Source organism: Allobosea sp., from assembly GCF_036675845.1.
GTDB lineage: Bacteria > Pseudomonadota > Alphaproteobacteria > Rhizobiales > Beijerinckiaceae > Allobosea.
This window is the reverse complement of record NZ_JAKFED010000089.1, coordinates 1-25,452: the sequence shown is the minus strand read 5'-3', so window position 1 is coordinate 25,452 and position 25,452 is coordinate 1. Positions and strand designations below refer to the sequence as shown.

Below are 25,452 nucleotides of genomic sequence, written 5' to 3'. Positions count from 1 at the left end.
GCGCCGCCGGGCTCCTGCTCGCGCTCACCCTTGCCGCCTTCTTCAGCCTCCATACCGGCGACGCCCACGCCGCCGGTATCGGCGACTTCCTGCGCGAGAACATGGCCCCGGTGATGTTCGGCGCCCTCGTCTTCTTCCTGCTGCTTGGCTACCCCGTCGCCTTCGCGCTGGCGGCGAACGGGCTGTTCTTCGCCATCGTCGGCATCGAGCTCGGCATGTTCCAGGAGAACTTCCTGCAGGCCCTGCCGGAACGCATCTACGGCACGATGAACAACGACGTGCTGCTCGCCATCCCGTTCTTCACCTTCATGGGGCTGGTGCTGGAGCGCTCGGGCATGGCGGAGGACCTGCTCGATACCATCGGCCAGCTCTTCGGCCCGGTCCGCGGCGGCCTCGCCTATGCCGTCGTCTTCGTCGGCGCCCTGCTCGCCGCCACCACCGGCGTCGTCGCGGCTTCGGTGATCTCGATGGGGCTGATCTCGCTGCCGATCATGCTGCGCTACGGCTATGACCGGCGCCTGGCGACCGGCGTGATCGCGGCATCGGGAACGCTGGCGCAGATCATCCCGCCCTCGCTCGTGCTGATCGTGCTCGCGGACCAGCTCGGCCGCTCGGTCGGCGACATGTATGAGGGCGCCTTCGTCCCGGGCCTCGTGCTGGCCTCGCTCTATGCCGGCTATGTCTTCCTGACCACGATCATCAATCCGGACCGCGCGCCCGGCCTGCCGCCGGATGCGCAGACACTGCGCGACGCCGACGGCGTGACGCGGCGCTTCTCCCTGCTCGTGGTGACGCTGATCTGCTTTGCGGTCGCCTACGCCTATATGAAGCTCTTCACCACGATCACCGCCGGGGCCGACTTCGTCGTCCTGACCATGTCGATCATGGTCGCGGTCGCCTTCGTGATCGCGCTGGTCAACAAGTATCTGAAGCTCAACCTGCTCTCGCGCATGACCGAGCAGGTGATCTTCGTGATGGTGCCGCCGCTGGCGCTGATCTTCCTGGTGCTGGGCACGATCTTCATCGGCCTCGCCACGCCGACGGAGGGCGGCGCGATGGGCGCGGCCGGGGCGATCCTGCTCGCCTGGGGCAAGCGGCGCATGACCTTCGACCTGCTCAAGCAGGCGACGGAATCGACCGCCAAGCTCTCGGCCTTCGTGCTCTTCATCCTGGTCGGCGCGCGCGTGTTCTCGCTGACCTTCTACGGCGTCAACGGCCATGTCTGGGTCGAGCACCTGCTGATCGGGCTGCCCGGCGGCGCGACGGGCTTCCTGATCGTTGTCAACGTGATGGTGTTCCTGCTCGCCTTCTTCCTCGACTTCTTCGAGCTCGCCTTCATCGTCGTGCCACTGCTCGGCCCGGCGGCGGAGAAGCTCGGCATCGACCTGATCTGGTTCGGCGTCATCCTCGGCGTCAACATGCAGACCTCGTTCATGCATCCGCCCTTCGGCTTCGCCTTGTTCTTCCTGCGCTCGGTCGCGCCCAAGGAGCCCTACAAGGACCGGGTGACCGGCAAGACGATGGAGCCCGTCACCACCGGGCAGATCTACTGGGGCGCGGTGCCGTTCGTGGTCATCCAGTGCATCATGGTGGCGCTGGTGATCACCTTCCCGAGGATGGTGACGCACTACAAGGCATCGGCCATCCAGCTCGACCAGCAGCAGATCAACAAGCAGTTCGACTCGATCCAGATCCCAGGTCTGGGTACCGGACCGGGTGGCCTGCCGGGGCTCGACCTCAACGCCCCGCCGGCGCTGAACATCAAATAGGCGGGCCTCGCCTGCCGCGACAAAAGAAGCCCCGGATCGTTCGATCCGGGGCTTTTTCTATTCTGGCGTCATGCTCGGGCTCGACCCGAGATCTCGGAAACCAGTTATCCCGTCATGAGATTCTCGGGTCTGCAGATTCTCGGGTCTGCGCGAAGTTTATCCTTGGGCCGACCGCGGGTCGGACCCGAGGCTCCGCCCGAGAATGACGCGAACGCCGCGCTTGATCTGCAGCTGCGATCGTCAACGCCTCACCAGCGCTGCCAGCTTCCATCGTCGAGATTGTTGTCGCGCCGGACGCGGCCGCTGATCACGGCACGCAGCTCGCCGATCGAGCTCGGGCTGCGCGCCTCGCCATAGAGCATCGCGTCGGCGCCCGAGCCATAGCCGCGGCGCGACGTCTTGCCGAACTCGACGCGGACGCCGCCGCCGACCCTGACGCAGGCCGAGGAGCCTGCGACACGGACGAAGCCCGGCCCGTATTCCGGACATGGACGCGCCGCCTGTGCCGGCGCCGGGGGCGCCGCCGAGGGCTTGCTCCTGGCCGGGCCGTGGCCGGGAATGGGCTCGCCGATCGCTTGCGCGCCGGCCGTGGCCGGCAGCGCGAAGATGGCGAGGACGAGCGCGAACGGCAGTTTCATCGGCTTCCGGACAAAGGGCGAAGGAGCCGAATTCTAGAGCAGGATGCGAAAAAGTGGAAACCGGTTGTTCGCGATCATCCTGCTCCAACTCCTTGATGAGAGACGGATTCAGCTTTCAGACGGAAGCGACTGAAAAACCCCGGCCTTGCGGCCGGGGTTCGACAGTTGGCCGGAGAACCGGCGGGTCGCCTTCGGAACGTTCTCCGAAGCCTCCCCTCGCCATGCGGCCGCACGGCGGGAGGAAAGCGGGGCTAGATCGCCATGCGTCCATCCGGACGCAAAGACGGCGAGCCATCTCCTTCAACATCGAACCGAAAACCGGATCCCACTTTCCGGTCCGATGGCCTAAAGCTGATTGGCCGCGCGGGCGCGGATCATGAAATTGTCGTAGGTGTATTCGGCGATCTGGAACCAGAGATACTCGTCGCCGCGGAAGGCCGACATCGCCTCATAGAGCTTCTTGAAGTCCGGGTTCTTGGCGCTGGTCTCGGCATAGACCTCCTTCGAGGCCTTGAGGCAGGCCTCGAGAATCTCCTGCGAGAACGGCCGCAGCTGCGCTCCGGCGCCGACGAGACGCTTCAACGCCGCCGGGTTACGGGCGTCGTACTTCGCCATCATGTCGACCGTGGTCAGGGCTGAGGCCGTGGTCAGGATCGACTTGTAGGCCTTGGGCAGCGCCTCCCACTTGGCGGTGTTGATGAACATATGCAGGGCGGCGCCGCCCTCCCACCAGCCAGGATAGTAGTAGTAGGGCGCGACCTTGTTGAAACCGAGCTTCTCGTCGTCATAGGGGCCGACCCACTCGGCCGCGTCGATCGTGCCCTTCTCCAGCGCCGGATAGATATCGCCACCGGCGATCTGCTGTGGCACGACGCCGAGCTTGCTCATCACCTGGCCGGCGAAGCCGCCGATGCGCATCTTGACGCCCTGGAGATCGGCGACGGTCTTGATCTCCTTGCGGAACCAGCCGCCCATCTGGCAGTTGGTGTTGCCACCGGGCAGCGCGTAGACGTTGAATTTCTTGTAGAAATCGTTGAGCAGCTCGTTGCCGCCGCCGTAACTGAACCAGGCGTTCTGCTGGCGGGCATTGAGGCCGAACGGCACCGCGGTGCCGAAGGCGAAGGTCGGATCCTTGCCGACATAATAATAGGATGCGGTGTGGCACATCTCGACGGTGTTGTTCGTGACGGCGTCGAGCGCCTGCAGGCCAGGGACGATTTCGCCGGCGGCGAAAGCCTGGATCTGGAACTTGTTGTCCGTCGCCTCGGCGACGGCCTTGGAGAGAACCTCCGAAGCGCCGTAGAGCGTATCGAGCGATTTCGGGAACGACGAGGTCAGGCGCCACTTCACCTCGGGCATGGACTGCGCAATGGCCGGGGCGGCGATGGCGCTTGCTGCGGCGCCGGCTCCGGCGACCTTCAGGAATTGACGACGCTTCATTCGGTTCGCTCCTCCCAGAGCTTTCAAGGCACGCCGGTATTTCCGGTTCGTGCGAGAACCCAACAAAAGCGTTCGCCGCGACAAAGCGCAAGGGAAAAGCATGACCCCCATGCGATAGTCGCATGGCGTACGACTTTAGTACGTGCTCGCATTGAAGGCCTCCGCGCCCCGGCGCTCAGCGCGCCGGGCGATAAAAAAGCCCGGCACAAGGCCGGGCTTTCGAAGGCATGGTCGGCGAGGCGAGCGACGTCGCCGCTCGCCGCCAGGCTCAGCGGGCGCGGGTGCGGACCTGGAAGATGTCGAAGTTCAGCTCCGCCACCTGCCACCACAGGTACTGGTCGTTGCGGAAGGCGATCATCGCGTCGATCGCCTTCTTGAACTCCGGGTTCGTCGCCGAGATCTCGGTATAGAGCTCGTTCGAGGCCTTGAGGCAGGCCTCGAGGACCTCCTGCGAGAACGGCCGGAGCTGCGCGCCGGCACCGACCAGGCGCTTCAGCGCGGCCGGGTTCTGGACGTCGTACTTCGTCGTCATCGTGTTGGTGGCATAGGCGCAGGCCGCGTTGAGCGCCGCCTGATAGGCCTTCGGCAGCGAGTTCCACTTCTCGGTGTTGATGAAGGCGTGGACGGCCGGGCCACCTTCCCAGAAGCCGGGATAGTAGTAGTACGGCGCCACCTTGGCGAAGCCGAGCTTCTCGTCGTCATAGGGGCCGACCCACTCGGCGCCGTCGATGGTGCCCTTCTCCAGCGACGGGTAGATGTCGCCGCCAGCAAGCTGCTGCGGCACGACGCCGAGCTTGGTCATGACTTGGCCGGCGATGCCGGCGATGCGCATCTTCAGGCCCTGAAGATCGGCAGGGGTCTTGATCTCCTTGCGGAACCAGCCGCCCATCTGGGCGCCCGTCGAACCGCACTGGATGGCGTGGACGTTGTACTTCTTGAAGAACTCGTTGAAGAGCTCGCCGCCGCCGCCCTGCGAGAGCCAGGCGTTCTGCATGCGGGTGTTGAGGCCGAAGGGAACCGACGACGGAATAGCGAAGGTCGGATCCTTGCCGACATAGTAATAGGCCACGGTGTGGCACATCTCGACGGTATTGTTGGTGACAGCGTCGAGCGCCTGAAGACCGGGGACGATTTCGCCCGCGGCGAAGACCTGGATCTGGAACTTCCCGTCGGTGAGTTCCGAAACCATCTTCGACAACGTTTCACCGCCGCCGTAAATGGTATCGAGCGACTTCGGGAAGCTCGACGTCAGGCGCCATTTCACTTCCGGATTCGACTGCGCGACCGCCGGCATGGCGATGGTGGACGCAGCGGCACCGGCGGTGGCGGCCTGGATGAATTGACGACGCTTCATGATGGGCATCTCCTCGGTAGGACCTTGTTCACGGCGTGCGCCGGCAATGGCACCGCCGCGTGCGAAGTTGGGCAGACGATCGTGGTGTGATGCAGTGGTGAAAAGAGCCGGAGCGCCGGGTTGATCCACGGTCACCTTCATCGGCTTCAGATCTATACTTGCACGGAAGTGTGCGCTGCTCTCCCCAATCGTTGCAGGATCGTCAACCAACCCTGGGTGCTCGACAATTGCGCCCTGGGCATGGCACGGCTGCGTGAGAAGCGCATGGTCCATTCCGGCAACTCAGTCAACCTCGCCCTTCGGCGGATCAGCGCAGACAGCAGAGAGACATGGCCATGGACGAGACCAGACTGGCGAAACTGAGAGCCCGCTATGCCGGCGCCAGCGGAGGCGACATCCACGACCCGCGCTTCGCCAAGGTCGCGGCCGACCAGTTCAAGGGCGACAAGCGCAAATGGCCGTTCGCCGATGTCGCGACCTTCATCAACGCGCCGTACCGGCCGGACGCGCTGTCGCAGGCCGATCTCGGCGGCCTCGACGTCGCGATCATCGGCCTGCCGATGGATCTCGGCGTCACCAACCGGGCCGGCACCCGGCTCGGGCCGCGCGCCGTCAGGGCGGTCGAGCGCATGGGGCCGATGGATCATGCGCTGGGCACGGCGCCGTTCGGCATGCTCAAGGCCGCCGATATCGGCGACGTGCCGTTCCGTTCGCGCTATTCGCTGGAGAGCTGCCATGAGGACATCGAGGCGACCTTCAAGACCATCGTGAAGGCCGGCGTCTCGACGCTGGCGGTCGGCGGCGACCATTCGATCACCTATCCGATCCTCAAGGCCGTCGGCGAGAAGCGGCCGGTCGGCATGGTCCATATCGACGCGCATTGCGACACGTCCGGGCCCTATGAGGGCTCCAAGTTCCACCATGGCGGCCCGTTCCGGCAGGCGGTGCTCGACGGCGTGCTCGATCCGGAGCGCGTCATCCAGATCGGCATCCGCGGCGGCGCCGAGTACCTCTGGGAGTTCTCCTATGAGTCCGGCATGACCGTGATCCATGCCGACGAGGTCGACGCGATGGGCCTCGACGCCGTCATCGCCAAGGCGCTTTCGGTGATCGGCGATGGGCCGACCTATGTCTCCTTCGATGTCGATTCGCTCGACCCCGCCTTCGCGCCCGGCACCGGCACGCCCGAGGTCGGCGGGCTGACGCCGCGCGAGGCGCTTGCCATCCTGCGGGGCCTCAAGGGGCGGAACATCGTCGCCGCCGACGTGGTCGAGGTCGCGCCGCAATATGATGCGACGACCAACACGGCGCAGTGCGCGGCCCAGGTGCTGTTCACCGAGCTCTGCCTGATCGCCGAGGCGCGGGCCGCCGGCAAGGGCCGGCCGTGAGGCAGAAGGCGGCGGCTCTCGACGCTGACCATCGCGGGTCGCCGCCTTCGGTATACCTGCTCAGACTGGGAACAGAAAATCCAGGGATCGGGCGCCGACCTCAGTCCCGCAGCGATGCGGCAACCAGGCGCATCGCAGCCGGAATCGCCGCGCGTCCGTCGACCAACCTGTCCGTCAGCACATAGTACCAGTTGAAGCCGACATAGAGCGCGAGGCGCATCTCGACCTCGGCCGCCGCGATCTCGCCGCGCGCCACAGCGGCGCCGAACAGGGCGCGGACATCCTGCAGGCGCTCGGGCAGGAATTTTCCGCGCAGCGCCTCGAGCGCCGTCTCGTCGTGCTGCGCCTCGGCGACCAGCGCGCGAAAGGTCCGCCCGGAAGGCGTGTCGCGCCAGAAGTCCCAGAGCGCCGCCGTATAGGCCGTGAGATCCTCGGCCAGGTTGCCGGTTGTCGCCGCCCTCAGCGCCCCCTTCTCGGCGGCATAGACCTCGATCAGAAGCTCGGCCCGGCTCTTCCACCAGCGATAGATTGTCGGCTTGCCGGCGCCGGCGCGCCGCGAGACGGCGTCGATCGAGAAGCCGGAATAGCCCTGCTCGGCGAGAACCGCGCGGGCCGCGGCGAGGATCGCCGCCTGCGAGGCGGGGTTGCGGCGCGCGCCAATCGAGGCACGACGCTTCGGCGGCGGATCGGTCGCGCTCATTCTCGTTCCCTCGCACAGGGCAGGCGTCTGGATGCCTTGAATCCGGTCACCGGCTCTTGCCTCATCTCCAGCCCCTTGCGCCGCTGCAACAGGCTGCCTGCAGAGAAACCAACCTCACCGGTTGATATCGAAACGGATCGTATCTATCAATGCCAATCGAAACGATACGTTTCGTTATGGAGATCACCTTGACCACTTCCACATCGACCTCGACCCTGCTCGGCCGGCTGCGCTTTCTGGCGACGCTGATGCTCGGCGCCTATCTGCTGATCAACCTGCTGCTGTTGGCCCTGGCGCCGCTGACCGCGGGCTGGTCGACCTGGTCGATCACCGCACTCGCCGTTCCGCCGATGGTGTTGGGCATGGTCTATCTCGTCATGCCGATTGCGCGCCGCCAGGGTTGATGCCGTCCCGCTTGCCCTGCTCCGATTCTTCACCGCCGCGACGGCATCGGCACCGACTTGGCGCAGCGGTCGCCAAGGATAAAGCGTCGGTGCGCCGGCTCGCGGCGGGACCGACCCCAGAGGACTGCGGCGGCGGCTTTGCACCGGCAAAGCGCCGCCAGCCGCGATCGAATTGCGCTTTCGTCGCAGAATCCGAGGAGCCTTCGCGACAGAAAATTTCGCGAATAATCAAGCCAGGGCAAAGCCTTGCAGTGTGTTTTTCTTGGCGCTGACACGCCAAGGCAAGCAGCAACACGCCCCTTGCGGGCAAGGCCCTGGATCGCACAAGCTGCGCGCACAAGCCGGAACGGGAATTCGAAACGCCCGGCCGGACAGATCTCAAGGGGAGGCACCATGAAAGGTTTCGTTCGCTTCATCGCCGCCGCGGCACTCACCGCGATCGGCGCCACCGGTGCCCTGGCGCAAGCCAAGGAGTGGAAGGAAATCAGGATCGGCACGGAAGGCGCCTATCCGCCCTACAACAACCTCAACGCCAAGAAGGAGCTGGAAGGCTTCGAGGTCGATTACGGCAACCTGCTCTGCGAGAAGATGAAGGTGAAGTGCAGCTGGGTCGTGCAGGATTGGGACGGCATCATCCCGGCGCTGCAGGCCAATAAATACGACATCATCCTGGCCGGCATGAACGCCACCGAGGAGCGCAAGAAGCAGGTCGACTTCACCTCGGTCTACAGCAAGACACCGATCTGGATGATCGGCCCCAAGAGCGTCACCTCGACCGACATCTCGCCGGCGGCCCTGAAGGGCAAGGCGATCGGCGCGCAAGGATCGACGATCCATGCGAACTATGTCGAGAAATTCTACAAGGATTCGACCGCGCGCCTCTATCCGACCCAGGAAGAGGCCAATCTCGACCTGCTCAACGGCCGCCTCGACTACATTATCGCCGACGCCCTCGCCCTCGCCGATTTTCTCAAGGGGCAAGGCAAGGAGTGCTGCAAGAAGATCGCCGAAGTGAAGCGCGACGACGCGATCCATGGTGCGGGCGTCGCCGGCGCCGTCCGCAAGGCCGACACCGCACTGAAGGCGCTCTTCGACAAGGCGATCGCCGAGACCGTCGCCGACGGCTCGCTGAAGAAGCTCGAGGACAAGTGGTTCAAGTACGAGTGAACTGACGCCCGCTGACGTCCGCCCGCCGGCCGCTTCAGGCCGGCGGGCTTTTTCCGTCCCTCGCGCGCCGGCCCTGCCATGTTCGACAAATTCGCCCTGCTCGGCTTCGGTCCCACCGGCTGGGGATGGGCCCTGCTGCAGGGCGCCGCCACCACCATCTCAGTCGCGCTCGCCACCTTGCCCTTCGGCCTGGTCCTCGGCCTCGTCATTGCGCTGTGGAAGCGCTCCGACCACGTGATCCTGCGGGCGCTGGCGACGATCTACACCACCGTGTTCCGCGGCGTGCCCGAGCTCCTGACGCTCTACATCATCTATTTCGGCATCCAGGTGCTGGTGCAGAAGATCTGGACCGGCTTCTCGATCCCGCCCTTCGTCGCCGGCATGGTCGCGCTCGGCCTGGTGCTCGCCGCCTTCTCCAGCGAGGTCTGGGTCGGCGCCTTGAACTCGATCCAGAAGGGCCAGCGCGAGGCTGCTTCGGCGCTCGGCCTGTCGAAGGCGCAGGCCTTCCGGCTCATCGTCTTCCCGCAACTGATCCGCGTCGCGCTGCCCGGCCTCGGCAACAACTGGATGGTGCTGCTGAAAGAAACCTCGCTGATCTCGGTGATCACGCTGCAGGACATCATGTTCATCACGACGCGCGCGAACGTCGTGACCAAGGAGCCGTTCCTGTTCTTCGGCGCGGCGATACTGCTCTACTTCTTCTTCTCGCTGATCTCCGCCTGGGGTATCGGCAAGCTCGAGCAGCGCACCAATCGCGGCTACGCCGCCTTCGGCGGAGCGACGCGATGAACTGGTGCGAATATCCCGGCTATCTGATCGGCAGCGAGGTCCTGCAGAACTATGGCTGCCGCATGGCGAGCGGCCTGTGGGTCACCTTCGAGCTGGTTGCGCTCTCGATCTCGGTCGGCTTCGCGCTCGCCATAGGCCTCGCCGTCGCCCGGCTCTACGGCCCGCGCTGGGCGCAGGTCGCGATCCAGGGCTACACCACCTTCTTTCGCGGTACGCCGCTGCTCTGCCAGCTCTTCCTGGTCTATTACGGCTTCGGCCAGTTCCGGCTGTTCTGGCAGGATATCGGCCTGTGGTGGTTCTTCCGCGAGCCGTTCTACTGCGCGGTCTTCACCTTCACCATCAACACCGCGGCCTACCAGGCAGAGATCCTGCGCGGCGCGATCCAGTCGATCCCGCGCGGCCAGTTCGAGGGGGCGCTGGCGCTGGGCCTGCATCGCTGGGCGAGCCTGCGCCGGGTGATCCTGCCGCAGGCGATGATCCTGGCGCTGCGCCCGCTCGGCAACGAACTGATCGTGATGATCAAGGTGAGCGCCATCGCCTCGCTGGTGACGCTGTTCGACCTGATGGGCGCGACGCGGCTCGCCTTCGCGCGCTCCTTCGACCTGTCGATCTACCTCTATGCGGCGCTGATCTACCTGATGCTGACCGAGATCATCCGGCGGGTCTGGGACCGGCTCGAACTGCGGCTGACGCGGCACATGGCGCTGCGCTGAACGGCGGGCTCCTCAGCCGGGCAGCGTCAGGACCAGCGGGCCGTTGCGGGTGGCGACGACGGTATGCTCGTACTGGACGGTCGGCGCGCGCGGCTCGCCATACAGGGTCCAGCGGTCGTCGCCTTCGTGCTCCGCCCATTCCGCTCCCAGCGACAGGAAGGGCTCGACCGTGAAGACCAGCCCGGCCTCCATGGTGCGGCGCTCGGAGCGATCATGCCAGGTCGCGAGCTCGGTCGGCTCCTCATGGAGGGAGCGGCCGACACCATGGCTCGCCAGGTTGCGGACCAGCGTATAGCCGTTCTTCTGGGCGAAGCGGCCGATCGCCGCGCCGATGCCGGCGAGCGGCTTGCCGGCGCCGACCTGGCCCAGCCCGGCCCAGAGCGCGCGACGGCCGTCGCGGCAGAGGCGTTCGGTCCGGCGCGCGACCGGCGGCACCGCGAAGGACGCGCCGGTGTCGGAGAAGTACCCGCCCTTCTCGGCGGAGACGTCGATGTTGACGAGATCGCCGGCCGCGATCCGCCGCGATCCGGGGATGCCGTGCGCAACTTCCTCGTTGACGCTGATGCAGGTCGCGCCCGGAAAGCCATAGGCGCTCTCGGGGGCGGAGCAGGCGCCGGCGCGCTCCAGCAGGGCCCGGCCGATCGCGTCGAGCTCGGCCGTGGTCATGCCCGGCTCGAGCGCCTTGCCCATGGCCGCCAGCGTATCGGCAACGATGCGCCCGATCTCGCGCAGCCCCTGCAGTTCCTCGTCATTTGTAACCGTCATGCCCGGTTCCTGACCGATTTCCGGTTGCTGGGCAAGGCGCGAGACCGACGGCGCCGGGGGCAGAAGATCGCAGGATGTGCGCTTACGGACAAACCGCCCTCGCATCGGGCCGGCTTCCCTCCGCCGCGGGCCCGGGCTACATCGCAGAACTCACCAGCCTCAATGGAGCAGCTTCATGGCAAAGGTCGCCTTCCTCGGTCTCGGCGTGATGGGCTACCCCATGGCCGGCCATCTCAGGGCCAAGGGCCACGAGGTCACGGTCTACAACCGCTCGCCCGCCAAGGCGCAGGCCTGGGTCGCGCAGCATGGCGGCGTCTCGGCGCCGACCCCTGCCGATGCCGCCAAGGGGCAGGAGATCGTGTTCGCTTGCGTCGGCAATGACGACGACCTGCGCTCGGTGACGATCGGCGAGGGCGGCGCCTTCGCCGCCATGGAAAAGGGCGCGATCTTCGTCGACCACACCACCGCCTCGGCCAATGTCGCGCGCGAGCTCGACGCGGCCGCGACCGCAGCCGGCTTCGGCTTCGTCGACGCGCCGGTCTCCGGCGGCCAGGCCGGCGCCGAGAACGGCGTGCTTACCGTGATGTGCGGCGGCGCGCCCGAGATCTACGCCCGGGTCGAGCCGGTGATCGCCGCCTTTGCGCGCATGTGCAAGCTGATGGGCCCGGCCGGCTCCGGCCAGCTCACCAAGATGGTCAACCAGATCTGCATCGCCGGCCTGGTCCAGGGCCTGTCGGAGGGCGTCCACTTCGCCAAGCGCGCCGGGCTCGATGTCGAGGCGATGCTCGAGGTGATCTCGAAGGGCGCCGCCGGCTCCTGGCAGATGGAGAACCGCGGAAAGACCATGAATGCCGGCAAGTTCGATTTCGGCTTCGCGGTCGACTGGATGCGCAAGGACCTCGGCATCGTGCTCGACGAGGCCCGCCGCAACGACGCGACCCTGCCGGTGACCGCGCTGGTCGACCAGTTCTATGCCGACGTCCAGAAGCTCGGCGGCGGACGCTGGGACACGTCGAGCCTGCTGAAGCGGCTGGAGAAGTAAGGCACGCCTGTCAGGCTCGACTTCGCCGTCATTGCGCGCGTGAGCGAAGCAATCCGCGAGATTTGACGCGCGTCATGGTCGGCCTTGAGCCGACCATCTCCTGAAAGAGATTCTCGGGTCTGCGCTGCGCTTGCCCGAGAATGACGCTATCCCTACCCCAGCAGCCGCGCGACCTCCGCCCGCAGCACCGGCAGCAGCTCCGCCTCGAACCAGGGGTGCTTCCTGAGCCAGCCATTGTTGCGCCAGGACGGGTGCGGCAGCGGCAGGATGCGCGGCTGGCGCTCCTCGGCGAGGATGCCGCGCCAGCCGGTGACGGTCGCGGTCAGGTCGGCCGCCGCCTTCGGGCCGAGATGCCAAGCCTGCGCATAGCGGCCGATCACCAGGATCAGCTCGATCTCGGGCAGGCCGGCGAGCACCCGCGCCTGCCAGGCCGGCGCACATTCGCGGCGCGGCGGCAGGTCGCCGCCCTTGCCGTCGAGCCCGGGGAAGCAGAACCCCATCGGCACGATGGCGACGCGCGAGGCGTCGTAGAAGCGGGCCCGGTCGAGGCCGAGCCAGTCGCGCAGCCGGTCGCCCGAGCGGTCGGTGAAGGGCTGGCCGCTGGCATGGACGCGGGTGCCCGGCGCCTGGCTGGCGATCAGCAGCCGCGCGCTCGCCGCAGCCTGGATGACCGGCCGCGGCTCATGCGGCAAAGGCGGCGGATAGAGCGGGGCGTCGCGGCAGAGGCGGCAGGCGCGCAGGGCGGCGAGCACGGCATCGAGGGGTTCCGGCGCCGACGCCTCCCCCCTCGTCATCGCCCGGCGAGCCGGGTCTGCCCGCCCGGCCAGCGCGAGATCAGCCCGTCGCAGTTCCAGGGCTCGATCCTGCCGGCATGCCGATGCGGATCGCCGGGCTCGATGGTGGCGATGCCGTTGATGCGCCCTTCCCGCAAGGTCCGCAGCACATAAAGCTTGCCGCTGAGCTCGACCGTGAAGCAATAGGTCCGGCGCGTCGCGTGCGGGCCGTAATAATAGCAGACCGCTTCCGGCGTCGTGATCCAGCAGGCGTCGCGGTTGAGGACATGCCGGTTATGGCCGGTGGCGCGGCCATCCTTGTGGTGGAACTCGCTGAAGGGGCGGCCATTATTGTAGCGGCCGCTCACCGTGTTGCCCTCGAAGAGCCGGCGGATTGCCTCGCCGGAGAGACGCTCGACCGCGGCAGCCGGCAAGGCGAGCCCTGCCTGCAGGATCAGCGCCGCGGCGAGGCTGCGCCCGAGTCTTTTCATCGCGAGGCCAGCCGGCGGCGCGACATCGGCGGGCCCGGCAAGAGGAGCCCCGGCGCACGCGAGATCAGCCCGTCGCAATACCAGGGCTTGCCGCCATCGCCATGCTTGCGCGGATTGGCGAGCTCGACGGTGGCGATCGCGTTGATCCGGCCGTTCTCGAGATTGCGCAGCACATAGAGCCGCTCGGTCAGCTCGACGGTGAAGCAGTGCACCGTGCGGTCGCTCGGCGGGCCGTAATAATAGCAGACGGCATCATCCTTGGTTATCCAGCAGGCGTCGCGGTTCTCCTGCCAGCCATTATTGCCGAGCGCCCGGCCGTCGGGCTCGTGGTATTCGGTGAAGAAGCCGCCGCCGGTATAGCGGCCGCTCACCGTATTGCCGGTGAAGGCCTGCTTGATCTGCTCGCCGCTCAGGCGCTCGCTCGCCATCGCCGGCAAAGCGAGCAGCAGCGCGATCAGGACGGCAAAGCCGCGCATCGCTCAGGCCTTCCAGCTCGGGCGGGCGGAGAGTTCGCCATGCCAGCGCCGGATATGGGCGAACTCCTCCGGCAGCGGAATGCGCGAGGGCTTCATGAAGTCGATGGCGATGCCGGCGGTGATGTCGGCGACGCTCAATTCCTCGCCGCAGACAAAGCGATTGGCCGAGAGCTGCAGATCGAGCAGCATCAGATGGTCGTCCATCATCTCGCGATTGGCCTCGGCCCATTCCGGCACCTGGTCCTCGAGCTCCGCCATCGAGGGATGGCTGTGCCGGAAGACGGCGGCGACGCTGGAGAACAGGCCGAGCTCGATCCGCCGGTTCCACATCTCGATCAGCGCCGCATCCTTCGGCGCGCCGCCGAACAGGGCCGGCGCCGGATGCAGACCCTCGAGATAGCGGCAGATCGCCATCGTCTCGGCCAGCGCGGTGCCGTCATCGAGTACCAGCACCGGCAGGCGCTGCGACGGGTTGATGCGGGTGAATTCCGGCGTTCGATGCTCCTTGCGGGCGATGTCGATCGGCACCAGCTCCGGCAGGGGCACGCCCTTTTCGGCAAAGAAGATGCGGACCCGCCGCGGATTGGGCGCCCGCCCGCCGTCATAGAGCTTCATCGCCCACCCTCACGCCGCTCTCGTCTCAGGCCGCATTCATGGCGCCAATCGCGCCCTGTCAAGACAAAGCCCGACAAGACGGCACGAACATGACCTGAAGCGGCAAGGCGGAACCAGGCACGGCGCCTCGCGGTTGAATTCGCGTAAAGGAGCGCAAGGCATGGAACAAGACATGGAGCAAGGCTGGGGTTTCGTCGTCTGGATCGTGATCCTGGCGATTCCGGTCGGGCTGATGCTGGCAACGTTCTGGTCGCGCGCGCGACGCTCGGGCACCGCCCGGCTCGACGGCCCCACTCCCGACGATCCGCGCGAGCCGCAATAGGTTCCGCGTCCGGCTTACAACGCCGGCGCGAGCAGAATCAGGGCGAGCGGTACGGTCAGGGCGGCGAGCACGGTCTGGAACGCGCAGATGCCGGCCATTAGCGGCGCGTCGCCGCCGAGTTGGCGCGCCATGACATAGGAGGAAGAGGCTGTCGGCAGCGCGTGGAACAGGATGGCGATCAGCGCCGCCTGGCCGCCGAGCCCGAAGGCCTTGAGCATCAGGAAGGTCGCGAGCGGCATCAGCACGAACTTGGCGAAGGAAGCGGCCAGCGCCGGGCGCAGGCCGCGGCCGAGCGCTCCCCAGTCCAGCGCCGCGCCGACGCAGAGCAGGCCGAGCGGCAGCGAGGCCTGCCCCAGCGCCTTGAGGAAGCCATCGAAGCCGGGCGGCAGGCCGAGCCCGCTGGCCTGCAGCGCGATGCCGATCAGGCAGGACATCAGCAGCGGATTCAGCACGAGACCGCGGACGACGCCGCGCAGCGTCGGCTGGGCGGAACCCCAGCGCGCGAAGACCAGGACGCAGAGCAGGTTGACCGTCGGCACGATCGCCGCATTGGCGACGGCGGCGAGCGACAGGGCCGGTGCGCCGAGCAGGCTCACCGCGGCGCTGAGCCCGACATAGTTGTTGAAGCGGATGCCGCCTTGGAACACCGAGGTGAAGGCCGCATCGCCATAGCCGAGCCAGGGCCTGGCCAGCACCAGCAGGGCGGCGACGATGATGACCGGCAGCGCCAATGTCGCGCCCAGGCTCGCCACCGGAACGCCCCTGATATCCGCCGTCGCGAGCGCATGGATGAAGAGGGCCGGCAGGAGCACGAAGTAGCAGAGCCGCTCAGCCTGCGGCCAGAAGGCGTCGGGCAGGAAGCGCCGGCGATGCATGGCGTGGCCCAGCCCGATCAGCAGCGCGATCGGCGCGAGCGCGAGAAGGATGGCGCCGATCATCGGCCTGCTCCGGCTGGCCTCCAGGGAGGAGAAGATCGTCTTCTAGAGCGGAGCCGGCAGAGAAGAAATTCCCCCGGGCCGCCTTGCCGCATGCACGCGCCGCATGCCTCGGTACGGGCGTCAGTGCGCGCCGAGGCCGGAGAGGACATCAGCCGACCTGCCATCGAGCCCTTTCGATCCGGCCGCATCGTCATACCGGACAAGCCGCGCAGCGGCGCAGCTCCGGGATCCATCGTAAGGCTCCGGCGCTCTACGATGGATCCCGGGACAAAGCCCGGGATGACGGCGCGGTTCCGAGAAATGCGGCGCGGGCTATCGCGGATGGCTCTGCCGCCACTCCGAGGGCCGCACGAAGGTCAGCGCCCAGAGCCCGCGCCCGGCCGCCCTCGCCTCCTCCTCCTGTGCCCGGTAGTCGCCATAGGCGAGCGCCTGGCCGGTGCGGACGAGCGCAGCGTTGATGTCGGCCTCGCCCTGGCGGCAGCGGGCGAGGCCGCGACCATAGCGATCGCGCCGCGACACCGTGCAGGTGACATTGCCGCGTGCCAGCATGGCGGCGAGCGCGCGGCGGGCCTGCCTGCCGCAAGCGACGTCACGCCCGCCCCGGTCCTGGCAGGTCTGGCGATATTCGGGCGCGTCGATGCCCTCCAGGCGCAGCTCCTCCCCGGCGAGCCGGAGCGAATCGCCGTCGATCGCCTCGGCAGCCCCGGCAAGGCTCCTGGCCGGACCGAGCCGGTATTGCAGCACCGCGCCGGCAACCGCCAAAAGACCAATGAATCCAAGCGCTACGACGAGGTCGACCATACGGCCGACGCGCCGCCAGCCGAATGGGCCGTAGCCATTCGTCCTGAATCCGAAGCGAGCCATCAGCACTAGCTTAACGATTTCCTGCCCATCATGGCGAGCCGGTGCGCATGGTGCGGCGCCGGGCAGGAGCCGCTTTTCTCGGGCATGCCGGAACTCACCGCCGAACAGGTCCAGCGCGGTCGTGGACCCGACCCGTCGGCGCTGGCGCGCCGCAAGCTGATCAGCCGCGAGGTGCGTTCGGCGCGCGAACGGCTGACCTCATCGACCGGGCTCGACCGCGCCTTCGATTACGAGCTGGTCCGGCTGTTCGCGCAGTATCGCCTGAACGGCACGGCCGGCACGCTGGTGCTTGCCCTGCTGGTCGCGGCCGCAGCCTGCGCCTGGGTGCCGCTCTACAAGGCCTCGGCCTGGTTCGGCTTCGTGGCGATCGCGTCGGGCCTCATGCTCGTGCTCTGCCGGCGCTTCCTGGCCGAGCCTTCGGCGCAGGCGCGCATCGGCTTCTGGCGCAAGACCATGCCGCTGGCGGAGATGCTGCACGGCGTGGCCTGGGCGCTGCTGCCGGCGCTGTTCGCCGGGGTCGCGGCTCCGGGCGCGCATTTCTTCCTGACGACGACGCTGCTGATCGTCAGCGCCCTCACCGTGATGCTCGCCGCGACCATGCCGATCGCGGTCTATGCCGGGCTGGTGCCGATCACCGCCGCCATCATGCTGTTCTTCTCCGGCCGTTCCGACATCGACAGCGTGACCATGCTGATGATGGCGGCCTGCGCCCAGCTCTTCTTCATCTTCCTCGCCAACCGGCTCTACTCGACCTCGGTCGCGACAATCGAATTCCGGGCCGAGAAGGATGCGCTGATCGCCGAACTCGGGACGGCGAAAGCCAATTCCGACGAGGCGCGGCGGAAGGCCGAGGAGGCCAACCTCGCCAAGTCGCGCTTCCTGGCGACGATGAGCCATGAGCTGCGCACCCCGCTCAACGCCATTCTCGGCTTCTCCGAGGTGATGAAGAACGAGGTCTTCGGCACGCACGCCAATGCCGCCTACAAGGAATATTCCGGCGACATCCACGGCTCGGGCCAGCATCTCCTGAACCTGATCAACGAGATCCTCGACCTGTCGCGCATCGAGGCCGGCAAATACGAACTCAACGAGGAGGCGCTCAGCCTCGCCGGCATCGCCGATGACGGCATCCACATGCTGAACCTGCGCGCCAAGGCCAAGGGCCAGACCATCCGCCAGGCATTCGAGCCCGATCTGCCGAAGATCTGGGCCGATGAGCGCGCCATCCGCCAGGTCGTGCTCAACATCCTGTCGAACGCGATCAAGTTCACCCCGCAGGGCGGCGAGATCTCGGTCAAGGTCGGCTGGACCGCGACCGGCGGGCAGTATGTGTCGGTCAGCGATACCGGCCCGGGCATCCCCGAGGACGAGATTCCGGTGGTGCTGCAGAGCTTCGGGCGCGGCTCGCTCGCGATCAAGACCGCCGAGCAGGGCTCGGGCCTCGGCCTGCCGATCGTCAAGGGCCTGATCGACCTGCATAATGGCGGCTTCAGCCTGAAATCGAGGCCGCGCGCCGGGACGGAAGTGACGATCACGCTGCCGGCAGAACGGGTGATGGACACGCTCGCGGCGCTGCCGCAGCCGGGCGAGCGCTCGGCGGCCTGAGGAGCGGCGCGCTGCAGGCGGGAAGCGGGAACCGGCGAGGAATCACGCGGCAGGGAGTATCGGCCCGCCTGAGAAAGTTCTCACGGCCAGTCGAGCCGCGCTCGTATACCGCCTGGCCGAGCTGAACGGCTCGCTCCCCGGCGACACTAACCCGACGCTCGGCAAATCGAGATCATTCAGGGCGCGCTGAAGCCGCACGCCTGCTGCTCGGATGGGTCGATCATGGGGGGCGTCAGCTTAGGGTCGGAAGCGGTCTTTGTTTCTTGCTCATTCCTGCCGGAGGTATCCGGTCCCGGTGATCCTGAATTCATTCGGGTAAACAACCTGCGGTCTCTTGTCCATTTCACGCAGCGTGCTGAACATCTCGGGAAGACGCGCCTCGATCAACTTGGCCGTTGGCTCGCCTGTCAGGCCAAATAAATTAAAAGGCCAAAAGCCCGGATCGACCATCTCCAATGTCGCGCCATTAAAGCGGTAGCCGTTGCCGAAGGCTGCGACGAAATCAACGCCCTCAGGTCGTAGCTCGCGGACGGTCTTGGGGTCGCCGAGGTCGGTGAAGGTTACGAGCGTCGGAATCCGCTCGCCTTTCAAGGGGCGAGAGCCTGTCCAGTGCGGTGCCTGTGAATACCAGCCGCCGCCCGCACCTCCTCCTTTGAAATCGAAGGCTCGCGCTGCCGTGTCGTCGATATCTACGCCCTTTCCCTTCGCGCCATAGACCATCAGACCGATTACTGCACGACCGTTCGGGAGCGGCACGAAGATCGCTTCGCCCCGCACGCGACAGCCGGCGCCGCCCATGACGCCAAGGAATTTCATTGGTTCCGTGCAACTCACCGACCAGATCGACGACCCGCTGCGGAGGCCCTCCGGCGTGTCGATGTCGAGCGTAATGCGAAACCGGTGCTGGTTCGTTGGATGGGACAGTTCGCAGCCTGCCATAAGCAGCAACGGAATTCCTACGAGCCAATGCCAAACCTTCAAGCCGTGTCCCCTGCCGATGCGGGCACGGATATAAACATCAATCCTTTAGGAATCTGAGCTTCCGCAACGGGTCGAAACCCGACCCAGCCCATCTCTCGATCGATGCGGAATGGCCGCTCCAAACTTATCCCCGCCGGCCGAACCTCGCTTATCCTGCTTGCACCTCACCCCCGAGGGGCAGCCAACCGGAGGCATGTCGTGTGGCGGGGTCGAGGTCGGCGCCTGCGGGCGGAGTTGCGATCCGCTCCCGGGAGGCTTCGGGAACCGCCCTTGGGACACTACGATCCCGGCGCGAGGAGCTCGCTGGATGAACCGGCGGCGCAAGCCGCCCCGAGGGAGCACGAAGGCGACGACCCGCCGAGGGGAAGGCCTTTCGAGAACCTTCGGGATTCGCCCGCAGCTGGATTCGCAGAAGCGCGGCCCGGGGTCCTTAAAATCGCCGTCTGGCGGAGCGCCACGGGGCGTGCGGGTGGTGGCTCGATCCATCCGCGCCGCGTCCTGGCTCAACGGATGCGGAACTCTACCATCGCGCCTCGTGGCGCTCCGCTGCCCCTCGATATCGAAGCGCCCGCATGCAGGTGGCAGGCGGGCGGGAAAACGCGTGGGCACGTGACGAATGGGACAGGCGCGCGATGTCCCCTCTCCCCCTGCGGGAGAGGGTTAGGGTGAGGGGTCGCGCGACGCTGTCCGCAAGGCGCGTGCCGTGTTCAGCCGCGACTTTCAGGACCTGCGCGACCCCTCATCCGGCGCTGCGCGCCACCTTCTCCCGCAGGGGGAGAAGGGAAGAGCGGCCGGAGACGTGGCGAACCCTTAGCCTCGGGGAAAGGGGCGCCCACACCTCATTCCTTCCCCGAAACCTGCGCCTGCGCGAAGGTCGCCATGCCGGAATGGACGCCGGCGGCCGCCTTGACCAGCCCGGCTGCGAGCGCCGCCCCGGTGCCCTCGCCCAGCCGCATCCCGAGCGCCAGCAGCGGCTGCTTGCCGATCCTGACCAGCGCCTCGGCGTGCGCGCCCTCGGCCGAGAGATGGCCGGCGAGGCAATGGTCGAGGGCGGAAGAATCGAGCGCGTGCAGGATCGCGGCGGCCGCGGTGACGACATAGCCGTCGAGGATCACCGGGATGCGCTGCAGGCGGGCGGCGAGGATGGCGCCGCAGATCGCGGCGATCTCGCGCCCGCCGAGACGGCGCAGCACTTCGAGCGGATCGTTCAGATGCGCGGCATGCAGCTTCAGCCCGGCCTCGACCGCCGCGACCTTGCGCTTCAGACCGTCATCGTCGACGCCAGTGCCGCGGCCGCACCAGGCCGTAGGCTCGCCACCATAGAGCGCCGCGAAGATCGCCGCGGCCGAGCTGGTGTTGCCGATGCCCATCTCGCCCAGCGCCAGCAGGTCGGCGCCGCCGGCGAGCGCCTCCATGCCGAAGGCCATGGTGGCGACGCAGGCGCGCTCGTCGAGCGCATCGCCTTGGGTGAAATCGCCGGTCGGCAGGTCGAGGGCGAGGTCGAAGACCTTGAAGCCGAGATCATAGGCGGCGCAGATCTGGTTGATCGCTGCGCCACCAGCGGCGAAGTTCTCCAGCATCTGCCGCGTAACCGCCTGCGGATAGGCCGAGACGCCCTGGGCGACGACGCCGTGATTGCCGGCGAAGACGCAGACGAGGGGCCGGTCGACGCGCGGCGGCGCCTTGCCCTGCCAGGCGGCGAGCCATTCGGCGATCTCCTCGAGCCGGCCGAGGCTTCCCGCCGGCTTGGTCAGTTCCTTGTCGCGGGCGCGCACCGCATCGGCGGACGCCATGTCGGGGCCGGGCATGCCGGCGATGAGCCCGCGGATATCGTCAAAGGGCAAGCCGGAGGCAGACATCGCTTCTCGTCTTTCGCAAACTGCGGAATCCGGCGGCGCAGCCATCGCCGCCGGCTTGCCGCTGCTGCTATAGGCTGGGGCCAGCGAAGACAATCGAGGATGTCGAGGCGGCATGGCCGAAGCCGAAAGCGAGAATGCGCCCACCGCGCCGCCGGTCTGGCCCGGCTGGCTTGCGGCGACCGCGGCCTGCATCCGCTTCTATTCGCGCCTGCCGGTGCCGGAGCTGCCGGGCGAGACGGCGCATATGGCGCCCGATTTCCGGCTGCTGCCGCGCGCCCTGCCCTTCGCCGCGCTGCTGATCGCGCTCCCGGGCGCGCTCGTCCTGCTCGGAGCGGGCCTCGCCGGCCTCAGTGCGCCGCTCGCTGCGGCGCTTGCCGTGACCGTACTCGTCGTGACGACCGGCGCCTTCCACGAGGACGGGCTGGCCGACAGCGCCGACGGGCTGTTCGGCGGATGGACGCCCGAGCGGCGGCTGGAGATCATGAAGGACAGCCGCATCGGCAGCTATGGGACGCTGGCGCTCGGCCTGTCGCTGCTGCTGCGCGTCACCGCGATGGCGGCGATCCTCGACGGTGCCGGCGCCTGGGCGGGCGCTGCGGCCGTGCTGATCGCGGCCGCATGGTCGCGTGTCGAGGGCATCCGCGTCATCGCGACGCTCGCGCCGGCAAGGCCCGACGGAGCCTCGGCAGCGGTGGGGCGGCCGGAGCGCGCCGTGCTGCCGGTCGCCTATGGCCTGTCGGCCGGGATCGGCCTCGTCCTCGGGGTGGCGAGCGCGCTGCCGCCGGCCGGGCTGCTGATCGGGGTCGGCCTGTCGGCGCTGGCGAGCGGCTGGCTGATGCGCGCGGCGCGGCGGCTGATCGGCGGCCAGACCGGCGACATCGCGGGAGCCTGCCAGCAGCTCTCCGAGATCACGATCTATCTCGGCCTCGCCGCCGTTCTCGGCTGGGGCGGGCGGTGAACGCAGTCTCCAGCCCCTGCGTGCGCCTCTGCGTGATCGATCCGGAAAGCAAGCTCTGCGAGGGCTGCGGCCGGACGCTTCAGGAGATCGCCGACTGGTCGCGCCTCAGCGAGGCGCAGCGGCTGGCGATCATGGCGACGCTGGAGGCGCGGCTTTCGAACCCGACTGGAGATCGCAAGTCGTCGTCCTGAGAGGGACGGGCGAAGTCCACGCCTCGGGAATGAGGGCTGAAGGCGGCTCCGAACAGCCTCCGGGCCGCCTCAGAAGACGAACGACAGGAAGAAGCGGGCGCAGACGACCAGCAGGAAGAGGCCGAAGGTGACCTCCAGCTTGCGCTTCGACAGCCGGTGCGCCAGGCGCGCGCCGATCGGCGCCGTCCAGATCGAGGTCGGGATGAAGAGCAGGAAGCCGAGAAGCGAGACATAGCCGAGCGAGAGCGGCGGAAGCAGGTCCATCTTCGGCCAGCCGGCATAGATGTAGCCGAGCGCGCCGGGAATCGAGATCAGCACGCCGAGGCCGGACGAGGTCGCCACCGCCTGATGGATCGGGCGGCCATAGAAGGTCATGAACAGGCTGGAGAGCTGGCCGCCGCCAATGCCCATCAGCGCCGAGAGCACGCCGATGATCAGGCCGTAGACGCGCATCAGGAAGGGGCCGGGCATCTCTTCACCGAGCTTCCAGCGGTTAGAGGCGAAGAGCAGGCGCATGGCGCTGACGAAGGCAACGGCGACGAAGACCGCCTTGAACAGGTCGGCCGGGGCATAGCGGGCGATCAGGCTGCCGCCGGCGACGCCGAGCACGACCGGGGCGGCCCAGATCCGGATGATCGAGGTATCGACCATGCCCTTGGCGCGGTGCGCGTTGAAGGAGCGGATCGAGGTCGGGATGATGACGGCGAGCGAGGTGCCGACGACGAGGGGCATGCGCACCTCCTCGGCCACGCCGATGGCCCGGAAGACCTCGTACAGCACCGGCACGATGACGGCACCGCCGCCGACACCGAAGACGCCGGCGAGCAGGCCGGTGGCGGCGCCCGACAGCATCAGCGCGACAGCGAGGAAAATCAGGTCGTTCAGGGGGATTCCAGCGAGCATTCCGCGTCCATTCCGGCAAGAGTCGCGTTGCTCTCAGGGATTCGCCGGGAAAGGGCAAGGTTGGCGCGGCAGGGCGGCCATGCGCGCGGACGCGCTTCCCCGTCAGGGCGGGGAGATGCGCCTTCAGTACCTATCCGGAACTGATAACAGCAATGACGTCGTTGGGATCGTCGATGTGCGACCCGTCGGCCCGCACGATGCGGGTGACGACGTCCTGGCCGTCTCGACTTTGCAGTCGCAGTCGCGACTGACCGCCGGGCAGGTGCGCCTCCGCCCATTCCCGCATGGCAGCGAGAGCCGGAACGAGCGCGCGGCCCTTCTCGGTCAAGACATAGCCATTGCGCGGCCGCTGCCCGGGATCGCGATACGGCCTCTGCTCAAGGATGCCTTCGGCAACCAGCCGGGACAGCCGGTCGGCGAGGACCGAGCGCGGAATGCCGAGATCGTCGCGGATCGCGTCGAACCGCTCCACCCCGCACAGCGCTTCGCGCAGGACCAGGAGCGTCCATCCGTCGCCGATTGCCCGGATAGCGCGCGCCAGTGCGCATTCCGCGATTGGCACGGGCGCGCGATGGGAGGAATCCGCCCTGGCAGGGCGGACATTGGCGGGGCGGGCAGCGGCAGATCGGGCAGGCATGCTGCCAGCATATCAGAGTTTGATTTCTAAACCCAGGCGACCTATTCTGGATTTGAAAAATGGACTCAGCATGCCATGGCCGCTACCGAAGATCCCCCGCCCCCGTTCCTGTCGTCCGCCGAGGCGCGGCGCGATGTCATGTTGATCGCGGCATTGGCGCTGGCCCCGGCGATCGGATTGGGCATCGCGCGCTTCGCCTATGCGCTGGTCCTGCCGGACATGCGCGCTGATCTCGGCTGGTCCTACGCAGATGCCGGCTGGATGAACACCAGCAACGCCGCCGGCTACCTGATCGGGGCCCTGCTCGCTGCGCGGGCGATCGGCAGGGCCGGCGCGTTCCGCGTTCTGATCGCGGGCGTCTGGGCCTGCATCGCCGCGCTCACGCTCAGCGCCGTAGTCCGACAGGCCGTGCCGCTCAACGCCGCGCGGCTGCTGGCGGGACTTGGCGGCGGCTTCGCTTTCGTGGCCGGCGGCGTGCTTGCCGCCGGCATCGCGCAGCGCAATCCCGGGCGCGCCGCCTTCCTGCTCGGCCTGTTCTATGCCGGGCCGGGCCTCGGCATCCTTGTGTCCGGCCTCGGCGTTCCCCTGGTCCTGGAACGGTTCGGACCGGGATCGTGGAGCACGGCGTGGGCTGCGCTCGCCGCCCTCTCCCTCCTCCTCGCCATCGGGCTGCATTGGGCGCAGGGCGAGAAGGCAGCCGCTCAAGCAACAGGACAAGGCAAGCCGCACTTCGCTGGAATGCGCTGGCTGCTCTGCAGCTACCTGCTCTTCGGCGCGGGCTATATCGCCTATATGACGTTCATGATCGCCTGGGTTCAGGGCAGCGGCGGAAGCGCCGGCTTCCAGGCCCTGTTCTGGAGCGTGATCGGGCTTGCTGCCATGGCCTCGCCTTGGCTGTGGGCCGGCGTCCTCAAACGGCTTCTGCACGGCCGCGCCTTTGCCCTCCTCACCGGCGTCACCATGACCGGGGCGGCGCTGCCGCTTCTGTCCGACACGGTACCTGTGCTGCTGGCGTCGGCCACCCTGTTCGGCAGCGCATTCTTCGGCGTGGTCACCACGACGACGGCCTTCGTGCGCCGCAACCTGCCGCAAGCGCAATGGGCGCCCGCCATCGGCATGCTCACCGTCACCTTCGGGCTCGGCCAGATGCTCGGGCCTGTCGCGATCGGGTTTCTCAACGATCTGACGCTCGGCCTCGCAGGCGGCCTATGGGCCTCGGTGCTGCTGCTGTTCGTCGCCGTCCTGGCCGGCGTTCTCCAGCGAGATTTCGCGATGTCGCGTCGTTCCCAAGCTTCTGCCGCCGCTTACGGGCACTCGAGCTAGTCTGTGACGCCCTCGCGCGCGGCGATGGTCATGCAGGTCGCGGTCATCATGGCGCAGAGCTTCTGCCGGCCCTCCGAGATCGCGAAGACCTCGGCCATGGCAAGCGTCAGGGTGCGCCCCGCCTTGATCACCTTGCCCCGGGCCAGGAGCGCCTCGCCCGTCGCCGGGGCGAGCAGGTTGATCTTGAATTCGGCAGTGAGGACGCCGGTCCCGGCCGGCATGGTGGTGAGCGCGGCATAGCCGCAGGCGCTGTCGGCGATGGTCGCGACGGCGCCGGCATGGACGAAGCCGTGCTGCTGGCAAAGATGGGGCGAGACCGGCAGCGCGATCTCGATCTCGCCCGGCGC

28 protein-coding genes are annotated in these 25,452 nt (G+C 67.5%); 12 read left to right on the top strand and 16 right to left on the bottom strand.

The features are described from left to right. Positions 1-101: 101 nt before the first annotated feature. The gene (locus V6M56_RS10435; RefSeq protein ID WP_442881130.1) at positions 102-1,769 is read left to right on the top strand and encodes a TRAP transporter large permease; all 1,668 of its coding nucleotides are present in this window, start codon (positions 102-104) and stop codon (positions 1,767-1,769) included. A 248-nt stretch (positions 1,770-2,017) separates the two neighbouring features. Here V6M56_RS10435 and V6M56_RS10430 read toward each other — a convergent pair whose 3' ends face one another. The 3 genes from V6M56_RS10430 to V6M56_RS10420 form a co-directional block, all read right to left on the bottom strand. Then, complete coding sequence (locus V6M56_RS10430) at positions 2,018-2,407, bottom strand: hypothetical protein (RefSeq protein ID WP_332683456.1); 390 nt, start codon at positions 2,405-2,407, stop codon at positions 2,018-2,020. Positions 2,408-2,752: 345 nt separating this feature from the next. Next, complete coding sequence (locus V6M56_RS10425) at positions 2,753-3,847, bottom strand: TRAP transporter substrate-binding protein (protein WP_332683454.1); 1,095 nt, start codon at positions 3,845-3,847, stop codon at positions 2,753-2,755. Positions 3,848-4,115: 268 nt separating this feature from the next. Continuing rightward, the gene (locus V6M56_RS10420; RefSeq protein ID WP_332683453.1) at positions 4,116-5,201 is read right to left on the bottom strand and encodes a TRAP transporter substrate-binding protein; all 1,086 of its coding nucleotides are present in this window, start codon (positions 5,199-5,201) and stop codon (positions 4,116-4,118) included. Positions 5,202-5,530: 329 nt separating this feature from the next. Between V6M56_RS10420 and speB the strand changes: the two genes are divergently transcribed. Further along, positions 5,531-6,589: an agmatinase gene (gene speB, locus V6M56_RS10415; RefSeq protein ID WP_332683452.1), complete on the top strand. Its 1,059-nt coding sequence runs from the start codon at positions 5,531-5,533 to the stop codon at positions 6,587-6,589. Positions 6,590-6,689: 100 nt separating this feature from the next. Here the strand turns inward: speB and V6M56_RS10410 are convergent, their stop codons facing one another. Next, complete coding sequence (locus V6M56_RS10410) at positions 6,690-7,289, bottom strand: TetR/AcrR family transcriptional regulator (protein WP_332683450.1); 600 nt, start codon at positions 7,287-7,289, stop codon at positions 6,690-6,692. Positions 7,290-7,477: 188 nt separating this feature from the next. Here V6M56_RS10410 and V6M56_RS10405 point away from each other — a divergent pair, with 188 nt between their 5' ends. The 4 genes from V6M56_RS10405 (at position 7,478) to V6M56_RS10390 (ending at position 10,362) form a co-directional block, all read left to right on the top strand. Then, complete coding sequence (locus V6M56_RS10405) at positions 7,478-7,693, top strand: hypothetical protein (protein ID WP_332683447.1); 216 nt, start codon at positions 7,478-7,480, stop codon at positions 7,691-7,693. A gap of 393 nt (positions 7,694-8,086) precedes the next feature. Beyond that, positions 8,087-8,860, top strand: a complete 774-nt coding sequence (locus V6M56_RS10400; protein ID WP_332683446.1) for a transporter substrate-binding domain-containing protein — start codon at positions 8,087-8,089, stop codon at positions 8,858-8,860. Between the two features lie 78 nt (positions 8,861-8,938). Beyond that, positions 8,939-9,649 carry an ABC transporter permease gene (locus V6M56_RS10395; RefSeq protein ID WP_332683443.1) on the top strand — a complete coding sequence of 237 codons (711 nt, stop codon included), beginning with the start codon at positions 8,939-8,941 and terminating at the stop codon, positions 9,647-9,649. Beyond that, complete coding sequence (locus V6M56_RS10390; RefSeq protein WP_332683441.1) at positions 9,646-10,362, top strand: ABC transporter permease; 717 nt, start codon at positions 9,646-9,648, stop codon at positions 10,360-10,362. Before V6M56_RS10395 ends, V6M56_RS10390 begins: the two co-directional genes overlap by 4 nt. 12 nt (positions 10,363-10,374) lie before the next feature. Here V6M56_RS10390 and map read toward each other — a convergent pair whose 3' ends face one another. After that, the gene (gene map / locus V6M56_RS10385; RefSeq protein ID WP_332683439.1) at positions 10,375-11,127 is read right to left on the bottom strand and encodes a type I methionyl aminopeptidase; all 753 of its coding nucleotides are present in this window, start codon (positions 11,125-11,127) and stop codon (positions 10,375-10,377) included. Positions 11,128-11,302: 175 nt separating this feature from the next. Here map and V6M56_RS10380 point away from each other — a divergent pair, with 175 nt between their 5' ends. Further along, positions 11,303-12,169: an NAD(P)-dependent oxidoreductase gene (locus V6M56_RS10380; protein WP_332683438.1), complete on the top strand. Its 867-nt coding sequence runs from the start codon at positions 11,303-11,305 to the stop codon at positions 12,167-12,169. Positions 12,170-12,321: 152 nt separating this feature from the next. Here V6M56_RS10380 and V6M56_RS10375 read toward each other — a convergent pair whose 3' ends face one another. From V6M56_RS10375 to V6M56_RS10360, 4 genes are read right to left on the bottom strand one after another with little or no spacing between them, the layout of a single operon-like run. Further along, a complete protein-coding gene (locus V6M56_RS10375; protein WP_332683437.1) occupies positions 12,322-12,963 on the bottom strand; it encodes a uracil-DNA glycosylase family protein in 642 nt (213 codons plus the stop codon). After that, positions 12,960-13,433, bottom strand: coding sequence for a hypothetical protein (locus V6M56_RS10370; protein WP_332683435.1), 474 nt, complete (start codon positions 13,431-13,433; stop codon positions 12,960-12,962). The genes V6M56_RS10375 and V6M56_RS10370 overlap by 4 nt, the downstream gene beginning before the upstream one ends. After that, a complete protein-coding gene (locus V6M56_RS10365) occupies positions 13,430-13,909 on the bottom strand; it encodes a hypothetical protein (RefSeq protein ID WP_332683434.1) in 480 nt (159 codons plus the stop codon). Before V6M56_RS10365 ends, V6M56_RS10370 begins: the two co-directional genes overlap by 4 nt. Positions 13,910-13,912: 3 nt before the next feature. Continuing rightward, positions 13,913-14,524 (bottom strand): glutathione S-transferase family protein, encoded by a 612-nt coding sequence (locus tag V6M56_RS10360; protein ID WP_332683432.1) that lies wholly within the window; start codon positions 14,522-14,524, stop codon positions 13,913-13,915. A gap of 160 nt (positions 14,525-14,684) precedes the next feature. Between V6M56_RS10360 and V6M56_RS10355 the strand changes: the two genes are divergently transcribed. Next, the gene (locus V6M56_RS10355; RefSeq protein ID WP_332683431.1) at positions 14,685-14,846 is read left to right on the top strand and encodes a hypothetical protein; all 162 of its coding nucleotides are present in this window, start codon (positions 14,685-14,687) and stop codon (positions 14,844-14,846) included. Positions 14,847-14,860: 14 nt separating this feature from the next. Here the strand turns inward: V6M56_RS10355 and V6M56_RS10350 are convergent, their stop codons facing one another. Both V6M56_RS10350 and V6M56_RS10345 read right to left on the bottom strand, forming a co-directional pair. Further along, positions 14,861-15,784 (bottom strand): AEC family transporter, encoded by a 924-nt coding sequence (locus V6M56_RS10350; RefSeq protein WP_332683429.1) that lies wholly within the window; start codon positions 15,782-15,784, stop codon positions 14,861-14,863. Between the two features lie 312 nt (positions 15,785-16,096). Next, positions 16,097-16,546, bottom strand: a complete 450-nt coding sequence (locus tag V6M56_RS10345) for a thermonuclease family protein (RefSeq protein WP_332683428.1) — start codon at positions 16,544-16,546, stop codon at positions 16,097-16,099. A gap of 186 nt (positions 16,547-16,732) precedes the next feature. On the opposite strand from V6M56_RS10345, the gene V6M56_RS10340 reads away from it, so the two are divergent. Further along, a complete protein-coding gene (locus V6M56_RS10340; protein ID WP_332683485.1) occupies positions 16,733-18,253 on the top strand; it encodes a sensor histidine kinase in 1,521 nt (506 codons plus the stop codon). A gap of 267 nt (positions 18,254-18,520) precedes the next feature. On the opposite strand, the gene V6M56_RS10335 is transcribed toward V6M56_RS10340, so the two are convergent. Beyond that, positions 18,521-19,201, bottom strand: coding sequence for a hypothetical protein (locus tag V6M56_RS10335; RefSeq protein ID WP_332683426.1), 681 nt, complete (start codon positions 19,199-19,201; stop codon positions 18,521-18,523). Positions 19,202-20,073: 872 nt separating this feature from the next. Next, positions 20,074-21,093 (bottom strand): nicotinate-nucleotide--dimethylbenzimidazole phosphoribosyltransferase, encoded by a 1,020-nt coding sequence (gene cobT, locus V6M56_RS10330; protein WP_332683425.1) that lies wholly within the window; start codon positions 21,091-21,093, stop codon positions 20,074-20,076. A 112-nt stretch (positions 21,094-21,205) separates the two neighbouring features. On the opposite strand from cobT, the gene V6M56_RS10325 reads away from it, so the two are divergent. Next, a complete protein-coding gene (locus V6M56_RS10325) occupies positions 21,206-22,051 on the top strand; it encodes an adenosylcobinamide-GDP ribazoletransferase (RefSeq protein WP_332683422.1) in 846 nt (281 codons plus the stop codon). Next, entirely contained in the window at positions 22,048-22,242 is a 195-nt protein-coding gene (locus tag V6M56_RS10320; RefSeq protein ID WP_332683420.1) for a DUF1289 domain-containing protein, read from the top strand. The genes V6M56_RS10325 and V6M56_RS10320 overlap by 4 nt, the downstream gene beginning before the upstream one ends. Before the next feature lie 69 nt (positions 22,243-22,311). On the opposite strand, the gene V6M56_RS10315 is transcribed toward V6M56_RS10320, so the two are convergent. Both V6M56_RS10315 and V6M56_RS10310 read right to left on the bottom strand, forming a co-directional pair. Continuing rightward, positions 22,312-23,145 carry a sulfite exporter TauE/SafE family protein gene (locus V6M56_RS10315; protein WP_332683416.1) on the bottom strand — a complete coding sequence of 278 codons (834 nt, stop codon included), beginning with the start codon at positions 23,143-23,145 and terminating at the stop codon, positions 22,312-22,314. Between the two features lie 130 nt (positions 23,146-23,275). Next, positions 23,276-23,707, bottom strand: a complete 432-nt coding sequence (locus V6M56_RS10310) for a winged helix-turn-helix transcriptional regulator (protein WP_332683413.1) — start codon at positions 23,705-23,707, stop codon at positions 23,276-23,278. Between the two features lie 150 nt (positions 23,708-23,857). Between V6M56_RS10310 and V6M56_RS10305 the strand changes: the two genes are divergently transcribed. Further along, on the top strand, positions 23,858-25,105 hold the full coding sequence (locus tag V6M56_RS10305) for a YbfB/YjiJ family MFS transporter (protein WP_332683412.1): 1,248 nt from the start codon (positions 23,858-23,860) through the stop codon (positions 25,103-25,105). Here V6M56_RS10305 and V6M56_RS10300 read toward each other — a convergent pair. Continuing rightward, a partial coding sequence (locus V6M56_RS10300) for a PaaI family thioesterase (RefSeq protein WP_332683411.1) occupies positions 25,102-25,452 on the bottom strand: 351 nt, incomplete at its 5' end. The two genes, V6M56_RS10305 and V6M56_RS10300, sit on opposite strands and share 4 nt — an antisense overlap.

Coding starts and splice junctions, on each gene's coding strand:
- V6M56_RS10435 (WP_442881130.1), top strand. CDS start 102: ATGGCCCCGGTGATGTTCGGCGCCCTCGTCTTCTTCCTGCTGCTTGGC.
- V6M56_RS10430 (WP_332683456.1), bottom strand. CDS start 2,407: ATGAAACTGCCGTTCGCGCTCGTCCTCGCCATCTTCGCGCTGCCGGCC.
- V6M56_RS10425 (WP_332683454.1), bottom strand. CDS start 3,847: ATGAAGCGTCGTCAATTCCTGAAGGTCGCCGGAGCCGGCGCCGCAGCA.
- V6M56_RS10420 (WP_332683453.1), bottom strand. CDS start 5,201: ATGAAGCGTCGTCAATTCATCCAGGCCGCCACCGCCGGTGCCGCTGCG.
- speB (WP_332683452.1), top strand. CDS start 5,531: ATGGCCATGGACGAGACCAGACTGGCGAAACTGAGAGCCCGCTATGCC.
- V6M56_RS10410 (WP_332683450.1), bottom strand. CDS start 7,289: ATGAGCGCGACCGATCCGCCGCCGAAGCGTCGTGCCTCGATTGGCGCG.
- V6M56_RS10400 (WP_332683446.1), top strand. CDS start 8,087: ATGAAAGGTTTCGTTCGCTTCATCGCCGCCGCGGCACTCACCGCGATC.
- V6M56_RS10395 (WP_332683443.1), top strand. CDS start 8,939: ATGTTCGACAAATTCGCCCTGCTCGGCTTCGGTCCCACCGGCTGGGGA.
- V6M56_RS10390 (WP_332683441.1), top strand. CDS start 9,646: ATGAACTGGTGCGAATATCCCGGCTATCTGATCGGCAGCGAGGTCCTG.
- map (WP_332683439.1), bottom strand. CDS start 11,127: ATGACGGTTACAAATGACGAGGAACTGCAGGGGCTGCGCGAGATCGGG.
- V6M56_RS10380 (WP_332683438.1), top strand. CDS start 11,303: ATGGCAAAGGTCGCCTTCCTCGGTCTCGGCGTGATGGGCTACCCCATG.
- V6M56_RS10375 (WP_332683437.1), bottom strand. CDS start 12,963: ATGACGAGGGGGGAGGCGTCGGCGCCGGAACCCCTCGATGCCGTGCTC.
- V6M56_RS10370 (WP_332683435.1), bottom strand. CDS start 13,433: ATGAAAAGACTCGGGCGCAGCCTCGCCGCGGCGCTGATCCTGCAGGCA.
- V6M56_RS10365 (WP_332683434.1), bottom strand. CDS start 13,909: ATGCGCGGCTTTGCCGTCCTGATCGCGCTGCTGCTCGCTTTGCCGGCG.
- V6M56_RS10360 (WP_332683432.1), bottom strand. CDS start 14,524: ATGAAGCTCTATGACGGCGGGCGGGCGCCCAATCCGCGGCGGGTCCGC.
- V6M56_RS10355 (WP_332683431.1), top strand. CDS start 14,685: ATGGAACAAGACATGGAGCAAGGCTGGGGTTTCGTCGTCTGGATCGTG.
- V6M56_RS10350 (WP_332683429.1), bottom strand. CDS start 15,784: ATGATCGGCGCCATCCTTCTCGCGCTCGCGCCGATCGCGCTGCTGATC.
- V6M56_RS10340 (WP_332683485.1), top strand. CDS start 16,733: ATGCCGGAACTCACCGCCGAACAGGTCCAGCGCGGTCGTGGACCCGAC.
- cobT (WP_332683425.1), bottom strand. CDS start 21,093: ATGTCTGCCTCCGGCTTGCCCTTTGACGATATCCGCGGGCTCATCGCC.
- V6M56_RS10325 (WP_332683422.1), top strand. CDS start 21,206: ATGGCCGAAGCCGAAAGCGAGAATGCGCCCACCGCGCCGCCGGTCTGG.
- V6M56_RS10315 (WP_332683416.1), bottom strand. CDS start 23,145: ATGCTCGCTGGAATCCCCCTGAACGACCTGATTTTCCTCGCTGTCGCG.
- V6M56_RS10305 (WP_332683412.1), top strand. CDS start 23,858: ATGGCCGCTACCGAAGATCCCCCGCCCCCGTTCCTGTCGTCCGCCGAG.